Genomic DNA, 17207 nt, shown 5'->3' on the forward strand with positions numbered 1-17207 from the left:
GAGATGCTCCGAGTCAAAAACTTGGAGCATGTCCAGGTCGGAAGACCGCTTGACGCCTTTCCGTGACATGCTCTTTCCGCGCGACGCGCGCCTTCTCCGAAGGCGCGCGTTCTGTCGGCAAAAATGCTTACGAAAGCGGCGTCGAGGGCCTTTTCGTCAAAACGAGAGGCGGGGCTTCAACTCAGTCATTTTCTACGAAGTTCACATCGACCACATCAACGAAATTGGTGATGATTTTCATCGCCGTCGCACATTCTGCTTCGCTCAGATCGCGAGCCGGATAGACGGCGTCGCAGATGACTGTAAACGGTATGTTGAACCAGTAGGCGTCTATCGCGGAAGCGAGGATTGTCGATTCGAGGCTCCCTCCCATCATGAGAATCGGCGGCGCCCCGATGTCGTCGTAGAAATTGCGAAATTTTTGATTGCGCAGGATGGAGGATCGAACACTATCGAAAACAAGCTCTCCCGCAGAAAAAGCATCAGAACTCGCTAGACACTCAAAATCATTGCTTTCTAAATCGGAGCGCACCGCCGTGAAGGGGGCCTCCCTTGCTTCCCAAAGAGCAATGAGTTTGCGTACATTCGTCTCAGCCCGCGTCGGAAAGGCGGATGCTGCGCCGCCTTCAGATGCAGGTCGTGACACGCAGACTAACAAGGGTTGCTGTCTCAATCCGCGGACAGCTCGAAAACTTATTGTCATGCCGAACTCTTCGCTCTGATTGTGGCCCTGGTATGATGCATGTTTCTCTGGCCTCCTGGAGACTTCAACTGGTTGAATCCTTGCAATTCAAGGCCGGCTCCTCAGACGTCTTGCGGATAGGGCTCGGCGAGGGCAACTGAGCAGGAAGCCCTAAAGCCAAGGGACTCGAGATGGTTTGCAGCCTGGATCGTCAGATCGGATTCGGCAGCGTCCCTGTGACCGTAATAAAATTCAATTGCTGTTTGCAATGTGCTCTTCGGGAGATCACTGAAGTAGGAAATCGTTCTCTGCAGTCCATTCTCAAGGTGTGTTGTATAAGCTGCGTGACGTGTGTTGATGCCGAGGATGTATGTGCTGTCATCCTCGCCGCGTCGCATGGGCAAGTTTCTCAACTTTGATTTTGAATTCGTCAGTCTCATGATTGTATGCGCTAGCTCTCTAACAGAGACGTGGCATGCTGCGTTGACATCAGAATATCTCTGTTGTCCCGAGCTCGCCAGCGTAATGATAGACCGCATCCACGCCTTCCATGGCCTCACTCAGTGAAAATAGATCGTTTATATCCCCGGCGATATGCCGGGAGCCCCCAATTTTATTCTCGATTAACTTGTCAAATACAATTACGTCATAACCCCTCTTCAAGAGTTCGCGCGCGACGTCGCCTCCGAGGAAACCGCACCCGCCAATAACAATCGCGCGCATCAAACATGCCTTACGCTATCTCTATTTGTGCAGTCACAAGAAGCATTGATTATCGGGAAAAGCCGGTGACGAACATCGGTAAATATACGTAGTAGATCGCAATCAATCGGACTCATGCGCAAGCCGCCAGGACGCGTCGGGAATGATCATTCTTTCGAAGAAATCTTGTTAGTCTTAGAGCATGTCACGTAAGTCAAGACATGCTCCAAGCTTTTTGAGTTGGAGCTTAGTCCCTTTCGATCGCGTGGTTCCACGCGAGCGGGAAACGCGCTAAGCCTCGGCTTTGCCTGGCCAGCGTGCGAAAACGACCTGCGTGTCGCCGTAGCGACGGGTGTCTTCCTCGCGAAAGCCCTGGGGAAGTTCGACCGTGGCGCTGGCCGCCTCCTCGACGACCGCGAGGGCGCCCGGCAGCAGCCAATCGCCCCGCGACAGCTCCATTAGGGCTCCCCCCGCGAGTCCTTGGTTGTAGGGAGGATCGAGGAAGGCTAAGCCGAAGCGCTCGCCCTTCGGCGCGAGGCCGAGACGAGTCGCGTCACGACGAAAGACGCGCGTGACGCCGCCGAGGCCGAGCGCATCGATATTTTGGCGCAGGAGCGCCCGCGCTTCGGCGCCGTGATCGACAAACAACGCGCGCGCCGCCCCACGCGAGAGCGCCTCGAGTCCCAGCGCGCCGGCGCCGGCGAAGACGTCGATCACCGCTACATCCTCGATCGTTCCCGGATAAGCGTGCTCGAGTATGTCGAAGATCGTCTCGCGCAGGCGGTCCGAGGTCGGGCGGATCGAGAAAGACTTCGGTCCGGCGAGCCTCCGGCCGCGCAGCGCGCCTGCGACGATGCGCATGGATCAGCGCGGCTTTTTGGGGCCGCGAGGCGAAGGCTTCCGCGACCCGCTCTTCGTTCCCGGCGAATTTGTCTTCGTTTCGCCTTTCGTTTCGTTTCGCTGTGCGGCGAAGCGCCGGGCGTTGCGCGACGAAGCGACAGGCTGTTTCTCGCCCTTGACGACGACGCGCTCGACCGCGACGGCGCGGCCCTTGCGGTCGGCTGTCACCGCGCGTTCGATGCGCGTTCGCGGCTCGTCGACCTCGCGCGCCGCGCGCTCGCTGCGCAGCACCGAGACGTGCTTGCGCGGCCGCGCGGCCGCGGCAGCGCGCGCTTCTTCCTGCTTTGCGGGCGACTTCGGCTCGCGCAAGGGCGAGGCGAAATCGACCCCGGCGAATTCTGCGATCGACTTGCCGAGCTGCTCGCGCAGCACTTTGAGGCGCACCTCCTCGATCGCGCCTTCGTCCAGTTCGCCGAGCTGGAAGGGTCCGAAGGAAACCCGGATGAGCCGCGTCACCTCGAGCCCGAGATGCCCCAGAACCCGCTTGACCTCGCGATTCTTGCCTTCGACCAGAGTCATGGAGATCCAGGTGTTCGATCCCTGCTGGCGATCGAGCTTCGCTTCGATCGGCGCATAGGCGACCCCCTCGATCTCGACGCCCTGGGCGAGTTGATCGAGCGCGGCCTGGCTCGTCTCGCCATGCGCGCGCACGCGGTATCGCCGTCGCCATCCCGTCGCCGGCAATTCGAGCGCGCGCGCGAGTCCCCCGTCGTTGCTGAGCAGCAGCAGGCCCTGCGTGTTGATGTCGAGTCTGCCGACGCTGATAAGACGCGGCAGATCCGGGTTTTGCTCCTTGATGTGCTCGAAGACTGTCCTGCGTCCTTCCGGATCCCTGGCGCTCGTGACGAGGCCCGGCGGCTTGTGAAAAAGAAAGAGCCGCGTGCGCTCGCGCTCCGCAAGCGGCCGGCCGTCGACCTCGATCGAATCGCTTTCCGTGACGTTGAACGCCGGGTTCGCGAGCCGGCGCCCATTCACCGAGACGCGGCCCTCAGAGATCCATAGCTCGGCGTCGCGCCGCGAGCAGGCGCCGGCGCGCGCCATCGCCTTGGCAATGCGCTCGCCTTCGAAGGCGCTCTCTTTCGCAGGCGCGTCGTATTTTCTCGCGCCGCCGACGCCGGGCTTGCGTGCGCTCCTCTCGGCCCCGCGCGTTTCTCCCTGCGCCCTCGGCCTTTTGAAAGCCGGACGCTCGGAGGAGCCGGCGACAAAGTCTCGCTTGCGCTCGAAGCCGTCGCGCCCCGCTTCCCCCCGCGACTCGGCGCGCCGCGGCGGTCTCTCCTCGCTTCGAGGCGCGGAGGCGAACCGCTCCCGCCGCTCGGGGCTCTCGGCGCTGGCGTGCGGCGCCCGCGCGCGCCCCGCGCCCGGCGCCCTCGATCCTGCAAAAGTCGAGCGTTTTTCTGAGGCTGTGAAGTCTCGCTTGCGCTCAAGGCCGTCACGCTCGCCGCGCCCGCCGCCACGGACGGCGCGCTCCTCGCCAGAAGCTCTTGGCTTTCTGAAGGGGGGGCGCTCGCCCGCACCGCGGCCGGAGAAGCCGCCCTCGCGCGAGCCGGCGCCTCTTCGCGTCTCGCCTCGCGGCTCGTTACGACTCGGTCTTTCGTCGCGGCGCGGTCTTTCGTCGCGGCGCGGCAGTTCCTCACGACGCGGTCTTTCCTCACGACGCGGTCTTTCCTCACGACGCGGTCTTTCCTCGCGGCGCGGCCGTTCCTCGCGGCGCGGCGCCGAAGCCTCTCGCTCGCGTCGATGTCCGGCGCTCTCGAAGCCCTCGCGCGGCGCGCGAGGGCTTCTGGGGGCGCGCTCGTCGCCGGGGGCTCTCGGCTTTCTGGGGGAGGGACGTTCTCCCGATCTGTCGACGGCAGAGGCGCGTGCGCGTTTTGCAGCGCCGGCCCGCGCTTCGCGCGGGTCTTTCGCCTGCCATTCCTCGCGGCGCGGCGGTTTTCCGGCGCGCTTGGGCGGAGCCTTGCCGTCCTCGCGTCCACGACGACCGCCGCCGTCGCGTGGACCGCGCGGCCCGCGTGGGGGTTTGCCTTTTTTCTCGCTCATGCGGACTGATAGCAGGCATGATGGCGCGAATGAAAGGGCGCGGCGCGGCATTTTGCGCCGGCGTGACCAACCCCATGCACGGCGAGGGGTCCAAATCGCCGCGCTTCGCGCGGGAAACGCTCTAGGCGCTCTTGAGCCAGTTGAGAGCGCCGGCGCGGTCGCCGCTGGCGAAAACGCGGAATTCGGGGTGCGCGAAATGCGCGGCAATCTCCGGCGCGATTTTCAATAGCGAATTATCGGTGAGCACGGCGACGCGCGCGACGCGCTCATGATGGTTGCTCACGAACGTCACGTGCTGAATGAGCGCCGCGAAACTCTCCCATCCCGGAACATGCTCGATCTTGAGCACAAGACCGGCCAGGGTGAGATGGCTGGCGAGGTAGCCGTCGACGTCCGCCGTGAGCGCTTTGAAATCGTCCACCGTCAGTGGCCCCTTGGGCTCGAGGGTGAGAACGCCTGACGTTTTGTCGAGATGATAGTCGAGCATCGCTTTCTCCTCGGAGCGCTTCGTCTCACGGGCCGCGCGGACTGATAGCAGGCATGATGGCGCGAATGAAAGGGCGTAGCCGCGCCTTCGATCTGAAAGCATCGCTTGGAGCGCGGGCAGGACTGCGAAGGCGCAAGCGGCCAACAGGCCGAGTCAGGAAGCCGAAGCGCGCGCCTGGCGGCGCAGGCTCTGCGGAGGCGCGCCGAAGCTTTGGATGAAGGCGCGGCGCATGCGGTGGGTATCTCCGAATCCCGCCTTGACGGCGACGATCTCGATTGGCTCGACGCCCGCCTCGATCCGCTCGCGCGCGCTCTCGAGCCGCAGCCGCTCCACCGCCTTGGCCGGGCTCATGCCGGTGGCGGCGGCGAAGGCGCGGCTCAAATGGCGCGGGGTCATATGCGCCTCCTCCGCGAGCGCTTCGACGGTCCAGCGATGATCGAGGCGTCCCCGAACCTTGTCGAGGAGATCGGAAAAGCGATTGTCGGGAGAGGAAAGCTCGAGCAGCGCCGAAAATTGCGACTGTCCGCCCGGCCGCCGATGGTAGACGACCATTCCACGCGCCGTGCGCTTGGCGATCTCCTCGCCGAGATCTTCCGCGATCAGCGCCAAGGCCAGATCGATTCCGGCGCTCACGCCCGCCGCGGTCCAAATCCTTTCTTGGCGAACGTAAATTCGATCCGCCTGCATCCGCACTTTCGGAAACCTTCGGACGAACTCCGAGGCGGCCTCCCAATGGGTCGTGGCGGCAAGGCCGTCAAGCAAACCCGCAGCAGCAAGAATGAACGAGCCGGTGCAAACGCTGCAAAGCCTGTGGGCGCGCTTGTTCGCCTCCCGAATGGATTGAAGGGTCTCCTCGCAGGCCATCGCGCGACTCGTCCCCACGCCGCCCGCCACGATCAATGTATCGATGGTTTCGACGCTGGAAAGCGCTTCTATGTCGAGCGTCACTCCCACGGACGCGCGTGCGCGGCCCGAAGCCTTTCCTGCGAGAACGATGCGATAGGCTCCGTCGCCCGCGCTCTGGGACGCAATCTCAAAGGCGGCGATGGGGCCGGTCGCGTCGAGTAGCTGGAAGTCGTCGAAGAGGAAGAAGGCGATCGTTCGGGTCATGTCCCAAAATGAACGAACTATGTCATTTTGGCAAGAACGCGGAATTGCGACAATGAGCGCGATGGGACGAGCCCCATGTGTTGTCAGCGCACGCCTGCATAGCGGCGAATATTGTTTCGCGCGGTGGCTGAGGGAGACCAAATATGATCGACATCGACCGACGCACCGCCGCAATGTTCGCGCTTCTCGCCCCTTTCGCCGTTGGTTCCGCTGGCGCGCAGACGCCGAAGCCGCAGGCCCCAACGCCCGATGTCGGTCATGACATGAGCATGACGGAAGACGAGTCGGGCAAGGTGCATTGGATGGGGAACGAGCAGATCGCGATGCTGATGTACCCCGGGATGACTGTGCTCGACCTGATTGGGCCGCAATTCATGTTCGCGGGCCTCATGGGGGCGAAAGTGTTGCTCGTCGCCAAATCGCTCGATCCGGTGACGAGCGACGCGGGGATCACATTACTACCGACCGCGACCTTCGAAACCTGCCCGCGCGACCTCACGGTGTTGTTCACGCCCGGCGGCGTCGACGGCACGCTCGCCGCGGCTGCGGACCCTGAGACGCGCGCCTTCATGGCGGATCGGGGAGCGAGGGCGAAATATGTCACGAGCGTCTGCTCGGGCTCGCTCATCCTTGGGGCTGCGGGATTGTTGAAGGGCTACAAGGCGACCTCGCATTGGTCGGTGCGCGACGCGTTGGCCGGGTTCGGCGCGATCCCCACCGATGCTCGCGTCGTGCGCGACCGCAATCGCATCACCGGCGCGGGAGTGACCGCCGGGCTCGACTTCGGCCTGACCATGGTCGCGGAGCTGCGAGACCGCACCTATGCCGAATGTATCCAACTCATGAGCGAATACGACCCCGCCCCGCCTTTCAATGCAGGCTCGATGAAGACCGCTTCGGCAGAGGTCAAGGACCCCATGATCAAGATGCTTGCCGGATTCAAGAGGGACGCCGAAGAGCTGGCGAGAGCGACGAGGATTTAGCGAGCAAGCCCGATTACGTGGCGCGACGATCGCTGACGTCGTGCGAGGCAGCCTCAGACGCGACAATGAACCAGGCCGCAGGCTGCAACTCGTCGAAGGGGAAAGCGGCGATAATTCGCCGGATGTCCTGAAATGAACGAACTTTGTCGTTTCGGCGATTTCGCTTTATTGCAATAATGCATCCCTGTAGAAATTCTCCAGGATGATTCGGTATGTTTTGTGAACTTTTATAGTATGCAGCAGCATATTGCTTGTATACATGTGAATGTATAACTAGTATACACGATGTGCTGGAGGCATATTACGGTGCAATGTGGCGATATAAACTGTTATATTCAAGAAACGTTGTGACATATATGCAACACAGTGATTATTTTGTTATATACATATATCGCTGATTGAAATTATACTTTACCATGCCCTCCATGGGCGCTGAAGCTCGATAAGGAAAGTGCAAAGCGGAACGGAGCTGACTCCCTGGCGGGGGAGTCGGTGAGATGCGACTCAAGGAGGCCAAGATGTCGATGAAAAAGCTCAGGAGCGGCGCTGTCGCGCGCCTGCTTGTCATTCTCTCGCCGATCTCGGCGGCGCAGGCTCAACAAAATCTTCCGACGCTCGACATCGGCAAGCAGAAGCCGGTGGCGCATAGCGCCGCGAAAGCCAAGCCCGGCCCCCGGACGGGCGCGAGCCGTCTTGCGCAAAGCGGGCGCGGCAATGGCGTGCCGGTTCCTGGCGTGGGCTTCGACGCGGGCCAAGCTGCAGCGGCGGGGCAGGGCGGAGTGGGGCAAGGCGCAGGCGGCTATGGCGGCGCCGGCGCAGGGCAGGACCCTTACAACAAGAGCTACGTGCTCGAGAAATCCTCGACCGGAACCAAGACCAACACGCCGGTCATGGACACGCCGCTGAACGTGCAGACGGTCACCCAGAAGGTGCTTCAGGATCAGCAAGCCACCAATCTCGCGACGGCCTTGCAAAATTTCAGCGGCGTCACCGTCACGGACGGCACGTTCAATTTGGGCTGCTGCGGGAGCAGCGGCATCCTCTTGCGCGGCTTTCTGACGAACACCTATTATCGCGACGGCTTTCGCGTCGACTCCACCTATAACCAATTGGATTATGTCAGCACCCGCCAGCTCGCCAATGTCCAAAGCGTGGACGTGCTGAAGGGTCCGGGCGCCATTCTCTATGGGATCGTCGATCCGGGCGGCGTTATCAACATCACCACCAAGGAGCCGCTGGACGCGCCCTTCTACGCCGCGCAGCAGCAAATGAGCTCGCTCGCCTTGTACCGAACGACCGTCGACGCCACGGGCCCGCTCAATACGGACAAGTCGCTGCTCTATCGGGCGAACGTGTCCTATGAGAACAATGGCGCGCCGCTCGGCTCCTTCGTCGACCTCACCCACGCTCAGAGCCTCTTCGTGGCGCCGGTCGTCAAATGGAAGCCGGATGACGCGACCTGGGTGAAGCTCGAGGCCGAGTATAATCACTGGCGACAGGACAGCGCCTTCTGGTATGACCCGGTTGTCAATGGAGTCTTCGTAAACGCCCCGCGCAACACCAACTTCGGCGCGAGCTCACCTTTTTTGCAGACGAGTCTCTTCGCCGCGCTCACTTGGTCGCACCAATTCGACAAGGACTGGTCGATCAAGCAGCAGATCGCCTACAACTATTTAGATTTCAATGCGAACTTCTCCACGCCCACATCCATCGTAGCTTCACCTAGCAACCTCCCGCTAGCTCAGGGCTTTCAGTATCAATGGCAGAGCCCGCAGACGGTCTATTCTACTAATGTTGACATTACCGGTCACGTCAACACGTTGGGAATAGAGCACACCGTCCTTCTCGGCGGAGATGTTTATTGGAGCACAGGTAGCCAATATGGGAATTACTTTTCTCAATCTTTCTTCCCAAGTCCGTGGAGCAATCTCCTTCTCAGCCCGCTCCCGCTCGGCGTCCAACCGCCGCAGTGCCCTTGCTTCCCATACGAATGGGCTTTCACCCAGGATACCGCCGGCCTCTACCTGCAGGACCAGATCAAGCTGCCGTTCAACTTCTTCCTGCTGGCGGGCGCGCGGTACCAGTACATCCACCAGAATGTTTCAACGGGGCAAGGGCCGGTCGAGTTGCAGCCCTCCGCGCCGCTGACCGGACAGGCGCTGACGCCGCGCTTTGGCCTGCTGTGGCGGCCGCAGGAATGGCTGAGCCTCTATGGCAATTACACGGAGGGTTTTGGTCCCAACCAAGCCTTCGTTTACCCAAACGAGCTTGCGCCGCCTACGAGCGCGAAAAGCTGGGAAGCCGGCGCAAAGGTTGAGCTTTTCGGCGGGAAGATCCGCATCACCGCGGATTACTTCGATCTCATAAAGACGAATGTGCCCTATCCTGACGCCAACCCGGCTCACTTCTGCGCCGGCGGCGCCGGGGTGCCCGGAGGATGCTCTCTCCTCGCCGGCGCGGCGCGGAGCACGGGTCCGGAACTCGATATTCAGGGCGAGATCCTTCCCGGCTGGAGTGTGATCGCGGCCTACACCAATGACGACGTCCGCCTCACGAAGGGAACGACGACCCCGAATTTCACGGGAACGGCCATAGGGCAATCGGGGGCGCTCGTCGTTGGCCAACGCTTCCCTGGCGTGCCGCGCAATCAGGCGAGCCTCTGGACAACGTACGAATTCCAGAACGACTCGGCTCTGAAAGGCTTCAAGATCGGGGCAGGCTACCACTACTTGGGCTCACGGCCGGTCAACGACACCTTGAATTACGCCCCTTACGTCTGGCGGCTCAATCCATCCTATGGAACGGTCGATTTGATGGCCGCCTATAGCTTCCTCTACACCGGCTCGAAAGTGACGGCGCAGGTGAACGTCACCAACCTCTTCGACAGGACCTACTATCCGAGCGAGACCAACTACTCTCCGCTCGGCGCCGCCGGGCTAGGCGCGAACTACGGTTCTCGCTCCTATGGCGCGCCCTTCGCAGTCATGGGCTCGCTGCGCGCCGAGCTGGCGGAGGGGTCGACGCCGCCGCCCTGGCTACTGCCGGTCCCGACAGTCGCGCCATCGCTGCCCTCCTTCACCTGGACCGGACTCTATATCGGCGGTCAGATGGGCTACGGGGTCGGCGCCAACAACGGTTCGTTGAGCTGGAGCACGGCTCAGAAGCAGTCCGGCCAAAGCAATCTCGGCAGAGGCGCGCAAGGCGTGATCGGCGGCGCCCATATCGGCTACAATCAGCAATTCGACCGCTGGGTCTTGGGTCTCGAGGGCTCCGTCGACGCGGCGAGCTTGAATCGAAACTCGCTCATCCTCGAGCCGAGCATTGTGGGGCAGGCGCTTAACTACGGGCTTCCCTGGATTGGCGGCACGGTGAACAGCAACGTGCAGTCCGACATACAGGGCTCTGTTCGCGCCCGAGCAGGCTACGCCTTCGGGCGCTTCCTGCCCTACGCCACGGCCGGCGTCGCCCTCGGATCCTTCTTCTCCGACGCGCAGCTCTTCGGGACCGATCTCGACGCCGTGAAAAACTTCGCTGCGAGCGGCGCCAAATCCGCGACGCGCGTCGGGTGGACCGCCGGCGCCGGCCTCGACTATGCGATCAACAATCGTTGGTCGGCGCGCGCGGAATATCGCTATTCGGATTTTGGCCGGCTCGCGATAGCGACCGATCCTTCGGCGGTCGGCGCGGTCTTTGCGGTCGATCGCCAGCTCGATCAGCATCAGCTGCAGGTCGGCTTCAGCTACAAATTATTCGCCGGCCCTGAGCCCGAGGCCCCGCCGGCCTCGATGATCGTCAAGGGTCCGGCGCTCGCGACCAACGACCTGCCACATGGGACTGGAGCAGCCACGCCCGCAGCGTCGTCCCTCCCGATTGATTGGACCGGATTCTATCTCGGCGCGCAGATCGGCTACGGCTATGGCCTCAACGACGGCTCGATCACCTATGCGACGCCCGGCGGTCTCCTGGGCCAAAGCGCTCTCGGCAGCAGCGCGATCGTCTTTGGCGGCGGCAACAGCGTCAACGGCGACGCCATAGGCGTGATCGGCGGCGCCCATGTCGGCTACAACAAGCAGGTCGACCGTTGGGTGGTCGGCGTCGAGGGCTCCGTCGATCCGACGCTCATGAGCCGGGGCCTGTCGATCTCTGCTCCCGTTCCGGTCGCCGGCGTCGCCGTTACCGGCTCTGGCGCGATCTGGTCGCCTCTCCAGGCCTCGCTTCGCGCCCGCGCTGGCTTCACGCTTGACCGCATGCTGCTCTTCGCCTCGGCTGGCGTCGCTTTCGGCGAATTCGGCTCCAACCTCCAGCTCTTCGGCACAGACCAGACGCTCGCGCTGTTCTACGCCGCTGACCAGCGCACATCGACACGCGCGGGCTGGACCGTCGGCGGCGGCGTCGAATACGCCGTCAATCCGCATTGGTCGGTCAGAGGCGAATATCGCTACGCTGACTTCGGGCGCCTGAGCGAATCCCCCGCCGCGACGTCGCTGGGCGCCTTCTACGCCGCCGATCGCCATCTCGATCAGAACCAGGTGCAGGTGGGCTTGAGCTACAAATTCGGGGAGCCCATCGCAGCTGCCGAGGCCGCGAAATATTGATCTGCGCCTTTTCCCGCGGAGAACACGCGCAGATCAAGTCTCTCGCAAAAGGCGTTCAAAGGGGGGCGAAGGCCGCCGGTCCGGGAGGAGACTTCAACGCTCGCTTGCCTTCCCGTGGATCATAGCGAAAGAGAGGGGCGCATGAAGGTCGATCCTCTCTCCGCCGCTTTTGAAGCCGCGCGCGACGCCGCGGCGGCCGGCGAGTCGCCGATCGGTGCGGCGATCGTCTGTGGCGCGGAGATCCTCGCGGTCGCCGGCAATCGCGTGGTGCGCGACCACGATCCGACGGCGCACGCCGAAATGCTGGCGCTGCGCGCCGCCGCGCGCATCCTGCGCAACGAGCGGCTCGTGGGCTGCGATCTCTATGTCACGCTCGAGCCCTGCGCGATGTGCGCTGGGGCGATCTCGCTCGCGCGCATCCGCAGGCTCTATTTCGCGGCGGCCGATGAGAAGGGCGGGGCGGTCGAGCACGGGCCGCGCTTCTTCTCGCAGCCGACCTGCCACCACCGGCCGGAGGTCTATGGAGGATTGCGCGAGGCGGAAGCCGCGGGCTTGCTGCGGGAGTTTTTCGCCGCGCGGCGGTGATCGGGGATCCCGCGAGTTCCCTCACCCTGGAGCAGGAGAGGGGGCGCGCGCCGCGCTCCCGAAAGAAACCGGCAAGGGCCGGGCGGAAGTTTCAGCCTCTTGGGAAGACGCGATTGAGCACGTCCTGCAGCTCCGCGTGCTGGGGGCCGGCGGGGGAGCCGCCGCGCGCCGCGTCCGGCGCCGGGGCGCCCTGCGCCAAAGTCTTTTTGATCATTTCGATCGCCGATTGAATCGCGGCCGGGTCGAGGCCGCCGGGGAGGCCGCTTGGCGCGCCGGGGGAGGGCGGGGCGCCCGCGGGGCCTTTAGCGCCGCCGCCGAGCAGCGCCCCTAGCAGCGCGCCGAGCAGTCCGCCGAACCCGCCGCCAGGCTGAGCTTGCGGAGCCTGGGGTCGCGGCGTCGGCGCGCCGCCGCCCGCGAGCTGGCCGAGGATCGCCTCCAGGCCGCCGCTGCCGGCGATCTGTCCGAGAACCGGTCCGAGGCCCTTGTCACCGAGCGACTTCGACAAGCCGCCGAGCACGACCGAGGCCAGCACGGGCAGCAATTGGGTGAGTATGTCGGGGCGCAGGCCCGAGTCGCGAGCGGCGATCTGAGCCACCTGGCCGGCGGCGGAGTTCGATCCGAAGAGCTGATTGATCGCGCCTTGCCCGAGCGTCGCCGTCTCCTCGCAGCAGGCCACCGAGTGATCCATGAAGGCCGCCGCGTGGGTGGGATGGGAGAGCCCGTCGACAATCTTGTTCAGCGCCTCGGGGTTCGACGCCGCATTGCGCAGGCCGAGCGCGAGCGCGGGGGAGAGCTCCGTGATCGCCGAGCGAATCTGCTCCGACGTCAAGCCGAAGGACTGCGCGAGGTTGTCGACGAGCTTGCCGCCCTGGGCGGAAACCAGAATATCCTCGATCATGGACATTGATTTTCTCTCCCTGAAGCCTCTGCGGGCGCGGCGCCATCTTGCTGATCGCCTTGTTCACCTTAACTGATAGCGTGAGACTCTGCGAGAGCCTATGTCGCTTAGATCACGCTGCGTTCAGGAGGAGTCGCCTGAACGCAGAAAACCTGATCGATTCTAGAAGTTTAGAGCGCGATTTGTGCGAAAAGCCGGTCTGTGCTTTTTCGCGTCGCGCTCTAGCCTCGCCTGGACGCGAGAGGGGATTTACGCAGAACTTGAAGGACGTTTGCGATCGGAATTCGCTCCCGTTTTTGATTCTGGCGCGATTTCTCATCGCTCGCGCGGTGGCGCTCGGGTGGAGAACGCGCTGGGTTTGACAAGAAGGAGCGCGAGTTGCGAAGATGAAGGTTCTTATTCCCGCTTGCGCTTTCGACAGGCGGCGAGCAGGCGACGGATACCGGACGGAGCCGGCGGAAGCCTACAGGGCTTGGAGTTGAGAGGGATGGAGCGTTACGCCTACCAGATGTACGAGATGCTGCATCTCGCCTTCGCGCCGGCCCGCGCGATGTCGGAGGTGACCGTTCACATGCTGAACAGCTCGCTGCACCCCTTCGGCGAGAACTCGATCACGCGCAGCATCACCGCGACTGCCGAATTGTTCGAGCGCATGACGCGCCGATACGGCAAGCCGGCCTTCGGTTTTCACAAGACCGTCGTGGACGGCGTCGAGGTCCCGATCGTCGAGGAGGAGGTCTGGCGCAAGCCCTTTTGCCGTCTGCTTCGCTTCCGACGCGAGTTCGACGGGCACAAGCCTCGGCAATCGAAGCTGCTGCTGGTCGCGCCCATGTCGGGCCATTACGCGACGCTGCTGCGCGGCACTGTCGAGGCTTTTTTGCCGTCGCATGACGTCTATATCACCGACTGGGCGGACGCCCGCGCGATGGCGGTCGGCGAGGGCCGTTTCGATCTCGACGAGTATATCGATTATCTGATTGAGATCTCCGCTTTCCTGTCGCAGTTCGACGACGATGCGCCCGTGCACACGCTGGGCGTCTGTCAGGCGAGCGTTCCGCTCATCTGTGCGGTCGCCGCGATGGAGGCGGCGGAGGATCCGCACATCCCGGCCTCCATGGTGCTGATGGGCGGCCCCATCGACCCGAGGGTCAACCCGACGGCCGTGAATCGGCTCGCGCAGAAGCGCGGCATTCGCTGGTTCAAGCAGCACTGCATCCATACGGTGCCTTTTCCTCACGCGGGCTGGGGGCGCTCCGTCTATCCGGGCTTCCTTCAGCTCTCCGGGTTCATGGCCATGAACATCGAGCGCCACGTCTCGGCCCATCTCGAAATGTTCGAGCATCTCGTCGAGGGCGACGGCGACAGCGCGGAGAAGCATCGCGATTTCTATGATGAATATCTCGCGGTGATGGATCTGACGGCCGAGTTTTACCTCCAGACCGTGGAGCAGGTGTTCATTCGGCACGCCATTCCGCTCGGGCTCTTCCACCACCGCGCCGCCCGGATCAACCTCGCCGGCATCCGCCGGACCGCCCTTCTCACCGTCGAGGGCGAGAAGGACGATATTTCCGGCGTGGGGCAGACCTACGCGGCGCAGGAGCTGTGCGCGAATATCCCGCAACAGCGTCGTGAGCACTATCTACAGGAGGGCGTCGGCCATTACGGCGTCTTCAACGGCTCGCGCTTTCGCCGGGAGATCGCGCCGCGCATCCAGGCGTTCACCGCCCGCATCGAAAAGGTCAAAGCGGCGGCGGCTTAAAGGGCGCGCGCGACAACCGGAGTTCTCGCGCCTCTTCCGCGTCGAGGCGATCGCGCTCTAGATTTTTAGAATCGATCACGTTTTCTGCGCTCGGGCGACAGCGCCTGAACGCAGTATGATCTTGCGCGACTCAAAGCGTCGGCGTCGCGCCTTTGGCGAGATTTTCTTTGGCGAGCTCGACGAGCCGGCCGGTCAGCGCCTGATCCGAGAGCCAGGCGTCAATGCGCTGATGCGCAATCTGCTCGGGGCGCGCGCGCTTGTAGACGGCGTAGCTCGCCGCGAGGAACTGCGGCAGCGTCATGAACTCGCCGACGCCATGGGATATGTGGAAATTCCCGCGCTTGAAGAGATAACCGCCGCGCACGCCGAGCCGGGCCGCGATCTCCGGGTAAACGGGGAAAATCTCCGAGCGCGCCAGATCGTCGATCGCGTAGTCGTCGAAATTCTCGTTCTCGATGGGGATTTGCGTCGCCTCGAGCAGCCGGCGCGCGACGGTCGCGAGCACGAAGGGCTTGGGGTGCACAATCGAATACATGAAAATCCCACGCCGCGACCAGTTCATGAGATCGCTCGAGAAATCGAAGCCGAAATAGCTTTTGTTCTCCTCGACGAACTCTCGCGCCGAGGCGTTCCAAATGTCGTAGTAGCCGACGGTCGCGAAGACGTTGTCATTGAAAAGCGCATTGGCTTCGCGCACCGATAGGCCGACGCGAAAGGCGAAGGTCGCGAGCGCCGAGTGATAGGCCCGTAAGGGGCCGTTCAGCGGCTTGTCTCCGCGCGTCGCGTCCAGGAGATAGACGAGATCCGGCTGAAAGGCCGCGAACACCATCGACGGCATGCGCGTCACTTTTGTCAGGCGCGCGAGAAGATGCTCATAGTCGCCGCCTTTCACGATGCCTGCCGGGAAATTCTGCATGAAGACGCGGTCATAGCCCTGAAGCGTCTTGCCGAGCAGGTCTATGTTCGCGATCGTCTTGCCGATCGCGGAATAATGGTCGACCTCCGCGGAGGGCGCGAGCACCTTCATCGCATAGGCGATTCCATAGCTCTGGCAGTTTCCGACCACCGCGAGCCGGGCGCCCGGGAGGGGCGCACGTCCGAGGACCTTATTGATCTTGGGGAGCAGATGCGCGCGGAGGATTTGCTTGTCGATTTGAGAGAGCATGATGCAACACGTCGATGCGCGCCTCGCGGACGCTGCGGGGCCGGACCGAACCTCAAGTCGGTTCTAAGCAGGCGCGCGGTTTCGCCGCCAGTTTAGAGGTGACGAGCGGCCGGGTGGGGAGCTATGGTTCTCCGGGAAAAGCGCCGTTACGTCTGATCAACTTGTTCGCCAATCTAGAGGAGAGCGACGCGTGGCAGAGAACCCATATTCAAGCCTACCCGACCATCGGTTCTGGCGCAAGGCGGTGACCGGCCTGCCGCCTTTTGCGCTCGATCCGCTGCTGCGCACGCCGTTCAAGATCTCGCGCGAGGACAAGGTCGCGACCGGAGGCAGCTGCTTCGCGCAGGAGATCGCGCAGCGCCTGCAACACAGCGGGTTTCATTATTATTTAGCGGAACAGCCGCCGGAGGGCCTGTCGGCGCAGGAGGCCGAGCGACGCAATTATTCGATGTACTCGTGCCGCTACGGCAATGTCTACACCACCGCGCAATTCCTGCAGCTGCTCGACCGCGCCTATGGCCGATTCACGCCCGATCTCGATGTTTGGACGCGGCCCGAAGACGGCCGATTCGTCGATCCTTTCCGCCCGCGCATCGAGCCCGACGGCTTCGCCACCCCGGAGGCGCTGCGCGCCGACCGTGAACGGCACTTGGCCGCCGTGCGTCACATGGTCGAGACGATGGACGTGTTCGTCTTCACCTTCGGGCACACGGAGACCTGGCGTCATAAGAAGGATGGGGCGATCCTGCAGCTCGCGCCGGGTGTCGCTGGCGGCGAGTGGGATCCGAACGTCTATGAATTTTACAATATGACCGTGAGCGAGGTGATCCGTGACTTTCTCGCCGCCCTGGATCGCATAAGAGAAGTCAATCCGCAGGCGCGGGTGGTGTTGAGCGTGTCGCCGGTTGGCATTATCGCCACCTATGAAGACCGCCACGTGATCGAATCGAACTCCGCCGTCAAGGCGATCCTGCGCGCGGCTGCGGATGAAATCAGGCGGGCGCGACCGGGCGTCGCCTACTTCCCGTCCTACGATCTCGCAACCGTCTCCCCGAACGTCTCACGCTTCTATCGCGAGGACACAAGACGCATCACGAGCACGGGCATCGATCAGACCATGCGGGTCTTCTTCGAGCATTTCACGGCGCGCGAGGAGAGCGGGGCGCCGCTCGCCAAGACGGTTCGCCTCGATGTGGCCGCAGAGGCGCAAGCCAATTGCAAGGTGATTTGCGACGAGGAGGCGATCGAGGGGGTGTAAGACCGAGAAAAACCGGCTCTCGCGGCCGGAGACGCACGACTCCGGC

The 17207-nt window shown here is 63.1% G+C and carries 13 protein-coding genes; 5 read left to right on the top strand and 8 right to left on the bottom strand.

Annotated features, from left to right (window positions below):
* Window positions 1-181 precede the first annotated feature (181 nt).
* From QMG80_RS10340 to QMG80_RS10365, 6 genes are all read right to left on the bottom strand, one after another.
* A complete protein-coding gene (locus tag QMG80_RS10340) occupies window positions 182-703 on the bottom strand; it encodes a hypothetical protein (protein WP_158658837.1) in 522 nt (173 codons plus the stop codon).
* Window positions 704-1171: 468 nt separating this feature from the next.
* Window positions 1172-1405: an NAD-dependent epimerase/dehydratase family protein gene (locus QMG80_RS10345; RefSeq protein WP_085772751.1), complete on the bottom strand. Its 234-nt coding sequence runs from the start codon at window positions 1403-1405 to the stop codon at window positions 1172-1174.
* A gap of 270 nt (window positions 1406-1675) precedes the next feature.
* Window positions 1676-2245, bottom strand: coding sequence for a 16S rRNA (guanine(966)-N(2))-methyltransferase RsmD (rsmD, locus tag QMG80_RS10350; protein ID WP_085772752.1), 570 nt, complete (start codon window positions 2243-2245; stop codon window positions 1676-1678).
* A gap of 3 nt (window positions 2246-2248) precedes the next feature.
* Window positions 2249-4372: a pseudouridine synthase gene (locus QMG80_RS21575; RefSeq protein WP_349775648.1), complete on the bottom strand. Its 2124-nt coding sequence runs from the start codon at window positions 4370-4372 to the stop codon at window positions 2249-2251.
* A gap of 70 nt (window positions 4373-4442) precedes the next feature.
* Window positions 4443-4808 carry a SpoIIAA family protein gene (locus QMG80_RS10360; protein WP_158658838.1) on the bottom strand — a complete coding sequence of 122 codons (366 nt, stop codon included), beginning with the start codon at window positions 4806-4808 and terminating at the stop codon, window positions 4443-4445.
* A 153-nt stretch (window positions 4809-4961) separates the two neighbouring features.
* Window positions 4962-5918 (bottom strand): GlxA family transcriptional regulator, encoded by a 957-nt coding sequence (locus tag QMG80_RS10365; RefSeq protein ID WP_085772755.1) that lies wholly within the window; start codon window positions 5916-5918, stop codon window positions 4962-4964.
* A gap of 143 nt (window positions 5919-6061) precedes the next feature.
* Here QMG80_RS10365 and QMG80_RS10370 point away from each other — a divergent pair, with 143 nt between their 5' ends.
* The 3 genes from QMG80_RS10370 (at window position 6062) to QMG80_RS10380 (ending at window position 12081) form a co-directional block, all read left to right on the top strand.
* Window positions 6062-6901 (top strand): DJ-1/PfpI family protein, encoded by an 840-nt coding sequence (locus tag QMG80_RS10370; RefSeq protein ID WP_085772756.1) that lies wholly within the window; start codon window positions 6062-6064, stop codon window positions 6899-6901.
* 518 nt (window positions 6902-7419) lie between these two features.
* Complete coding sequence (locus QMG80_RS10375) at window positions 7420-11496, top strand: TonB-dependent siderophore receptor (RefSeq protein ID WP_158658839.1); 4077 nt, start codon at window positions 7420-7422, stop codon at window positions 11494-11496.
* Between the two features lie 141 nt (window positions 11497-11637).
* On the top strand, window positions 11638-12081 hold the full coding sequence (locus tag QMG80_RS10380; RefSeq protein WP_085772758.1) for a nucleoside deaminase: 444 nt from the start codon (window positions 11638-11640) through the stop codon (window positions 12079-12081).
* Window positions 12082-12172: 91 nt separating this feature from the next.
* On the opposite strand, the gene QMG80_RS10385 is transcribed toward QMG80_RS10380, so the two are convergent.
* On the bottom strand, window positions 12173-12985 hold the full coding sequence (locus QMG80_RS10385; protein ID WP_085772759.1) for a DUF937 domain-containing protein: 813 nt from the start codon (window positions 12983-12985) through the stop codon (window positions 12173-12175).
* Between the two features lie 481 nt (window positions 12986-13466).
* Here QMG80_RS10385 and QMG80_RS10390 point away from each other — a divergent pair, with 481 nt between their 5' ends.
* Window positions 13467-14738 (top strand): polyhydroxyalkanoate depolymerase, encoded by a 1272-nt coding sequence (locus QMG80_RS10390; RefSeq protein ID WP_085772760.1) that lies wholly within the window; start codon window positions 13467-13469, stop codon window positions 14736-14738.
* A 130-nt stretch (window positions 14739-14868) separates the two neighbouring features.
* Here QMG80_RS10390 and QMG80_RS10395 read toward each other — a convergent pair whose 3' ends face one another.
* Complete coding sequence (locus QMG80_RS10395; RefSeq protein ID WP_085772761.1) at window positions 14869-15903, bottom strand: WcbI family polysaccharide biosynthesis putative acetyltransferase; 1035 nt, start codon at window positions 15901-15903, stop codon at window positions 14869-14871.
* A gap of 190 nt (window positions 15904-16093) precedes the next feature.
* Between QMG80_RS10395 and QMG80_RS10400 the strand changes: the two genes are divergently transcribed.
* Complete coding sequence (locus tag QMG80_RS10400; RefSeq protein WP_085772762.1) at window positions 16094-17161, top strand: GSCFA domain-containing protein; 1068 nt, start codon at window positions 16094-16096, stop codon at window positions 17159-17161.
* Window positions 17162-17207: the final 46 nt, after the last annotated feature.

The organism is Methylocystis bryophila, from assembly GCF_027925445.1.
Lineage (GTDB): Bacteria > Pseudomonadota > Alphaproteobacteria > Rhizobiales > Beijerinckiaceae > Methylocystis > Methylocystis bryophila.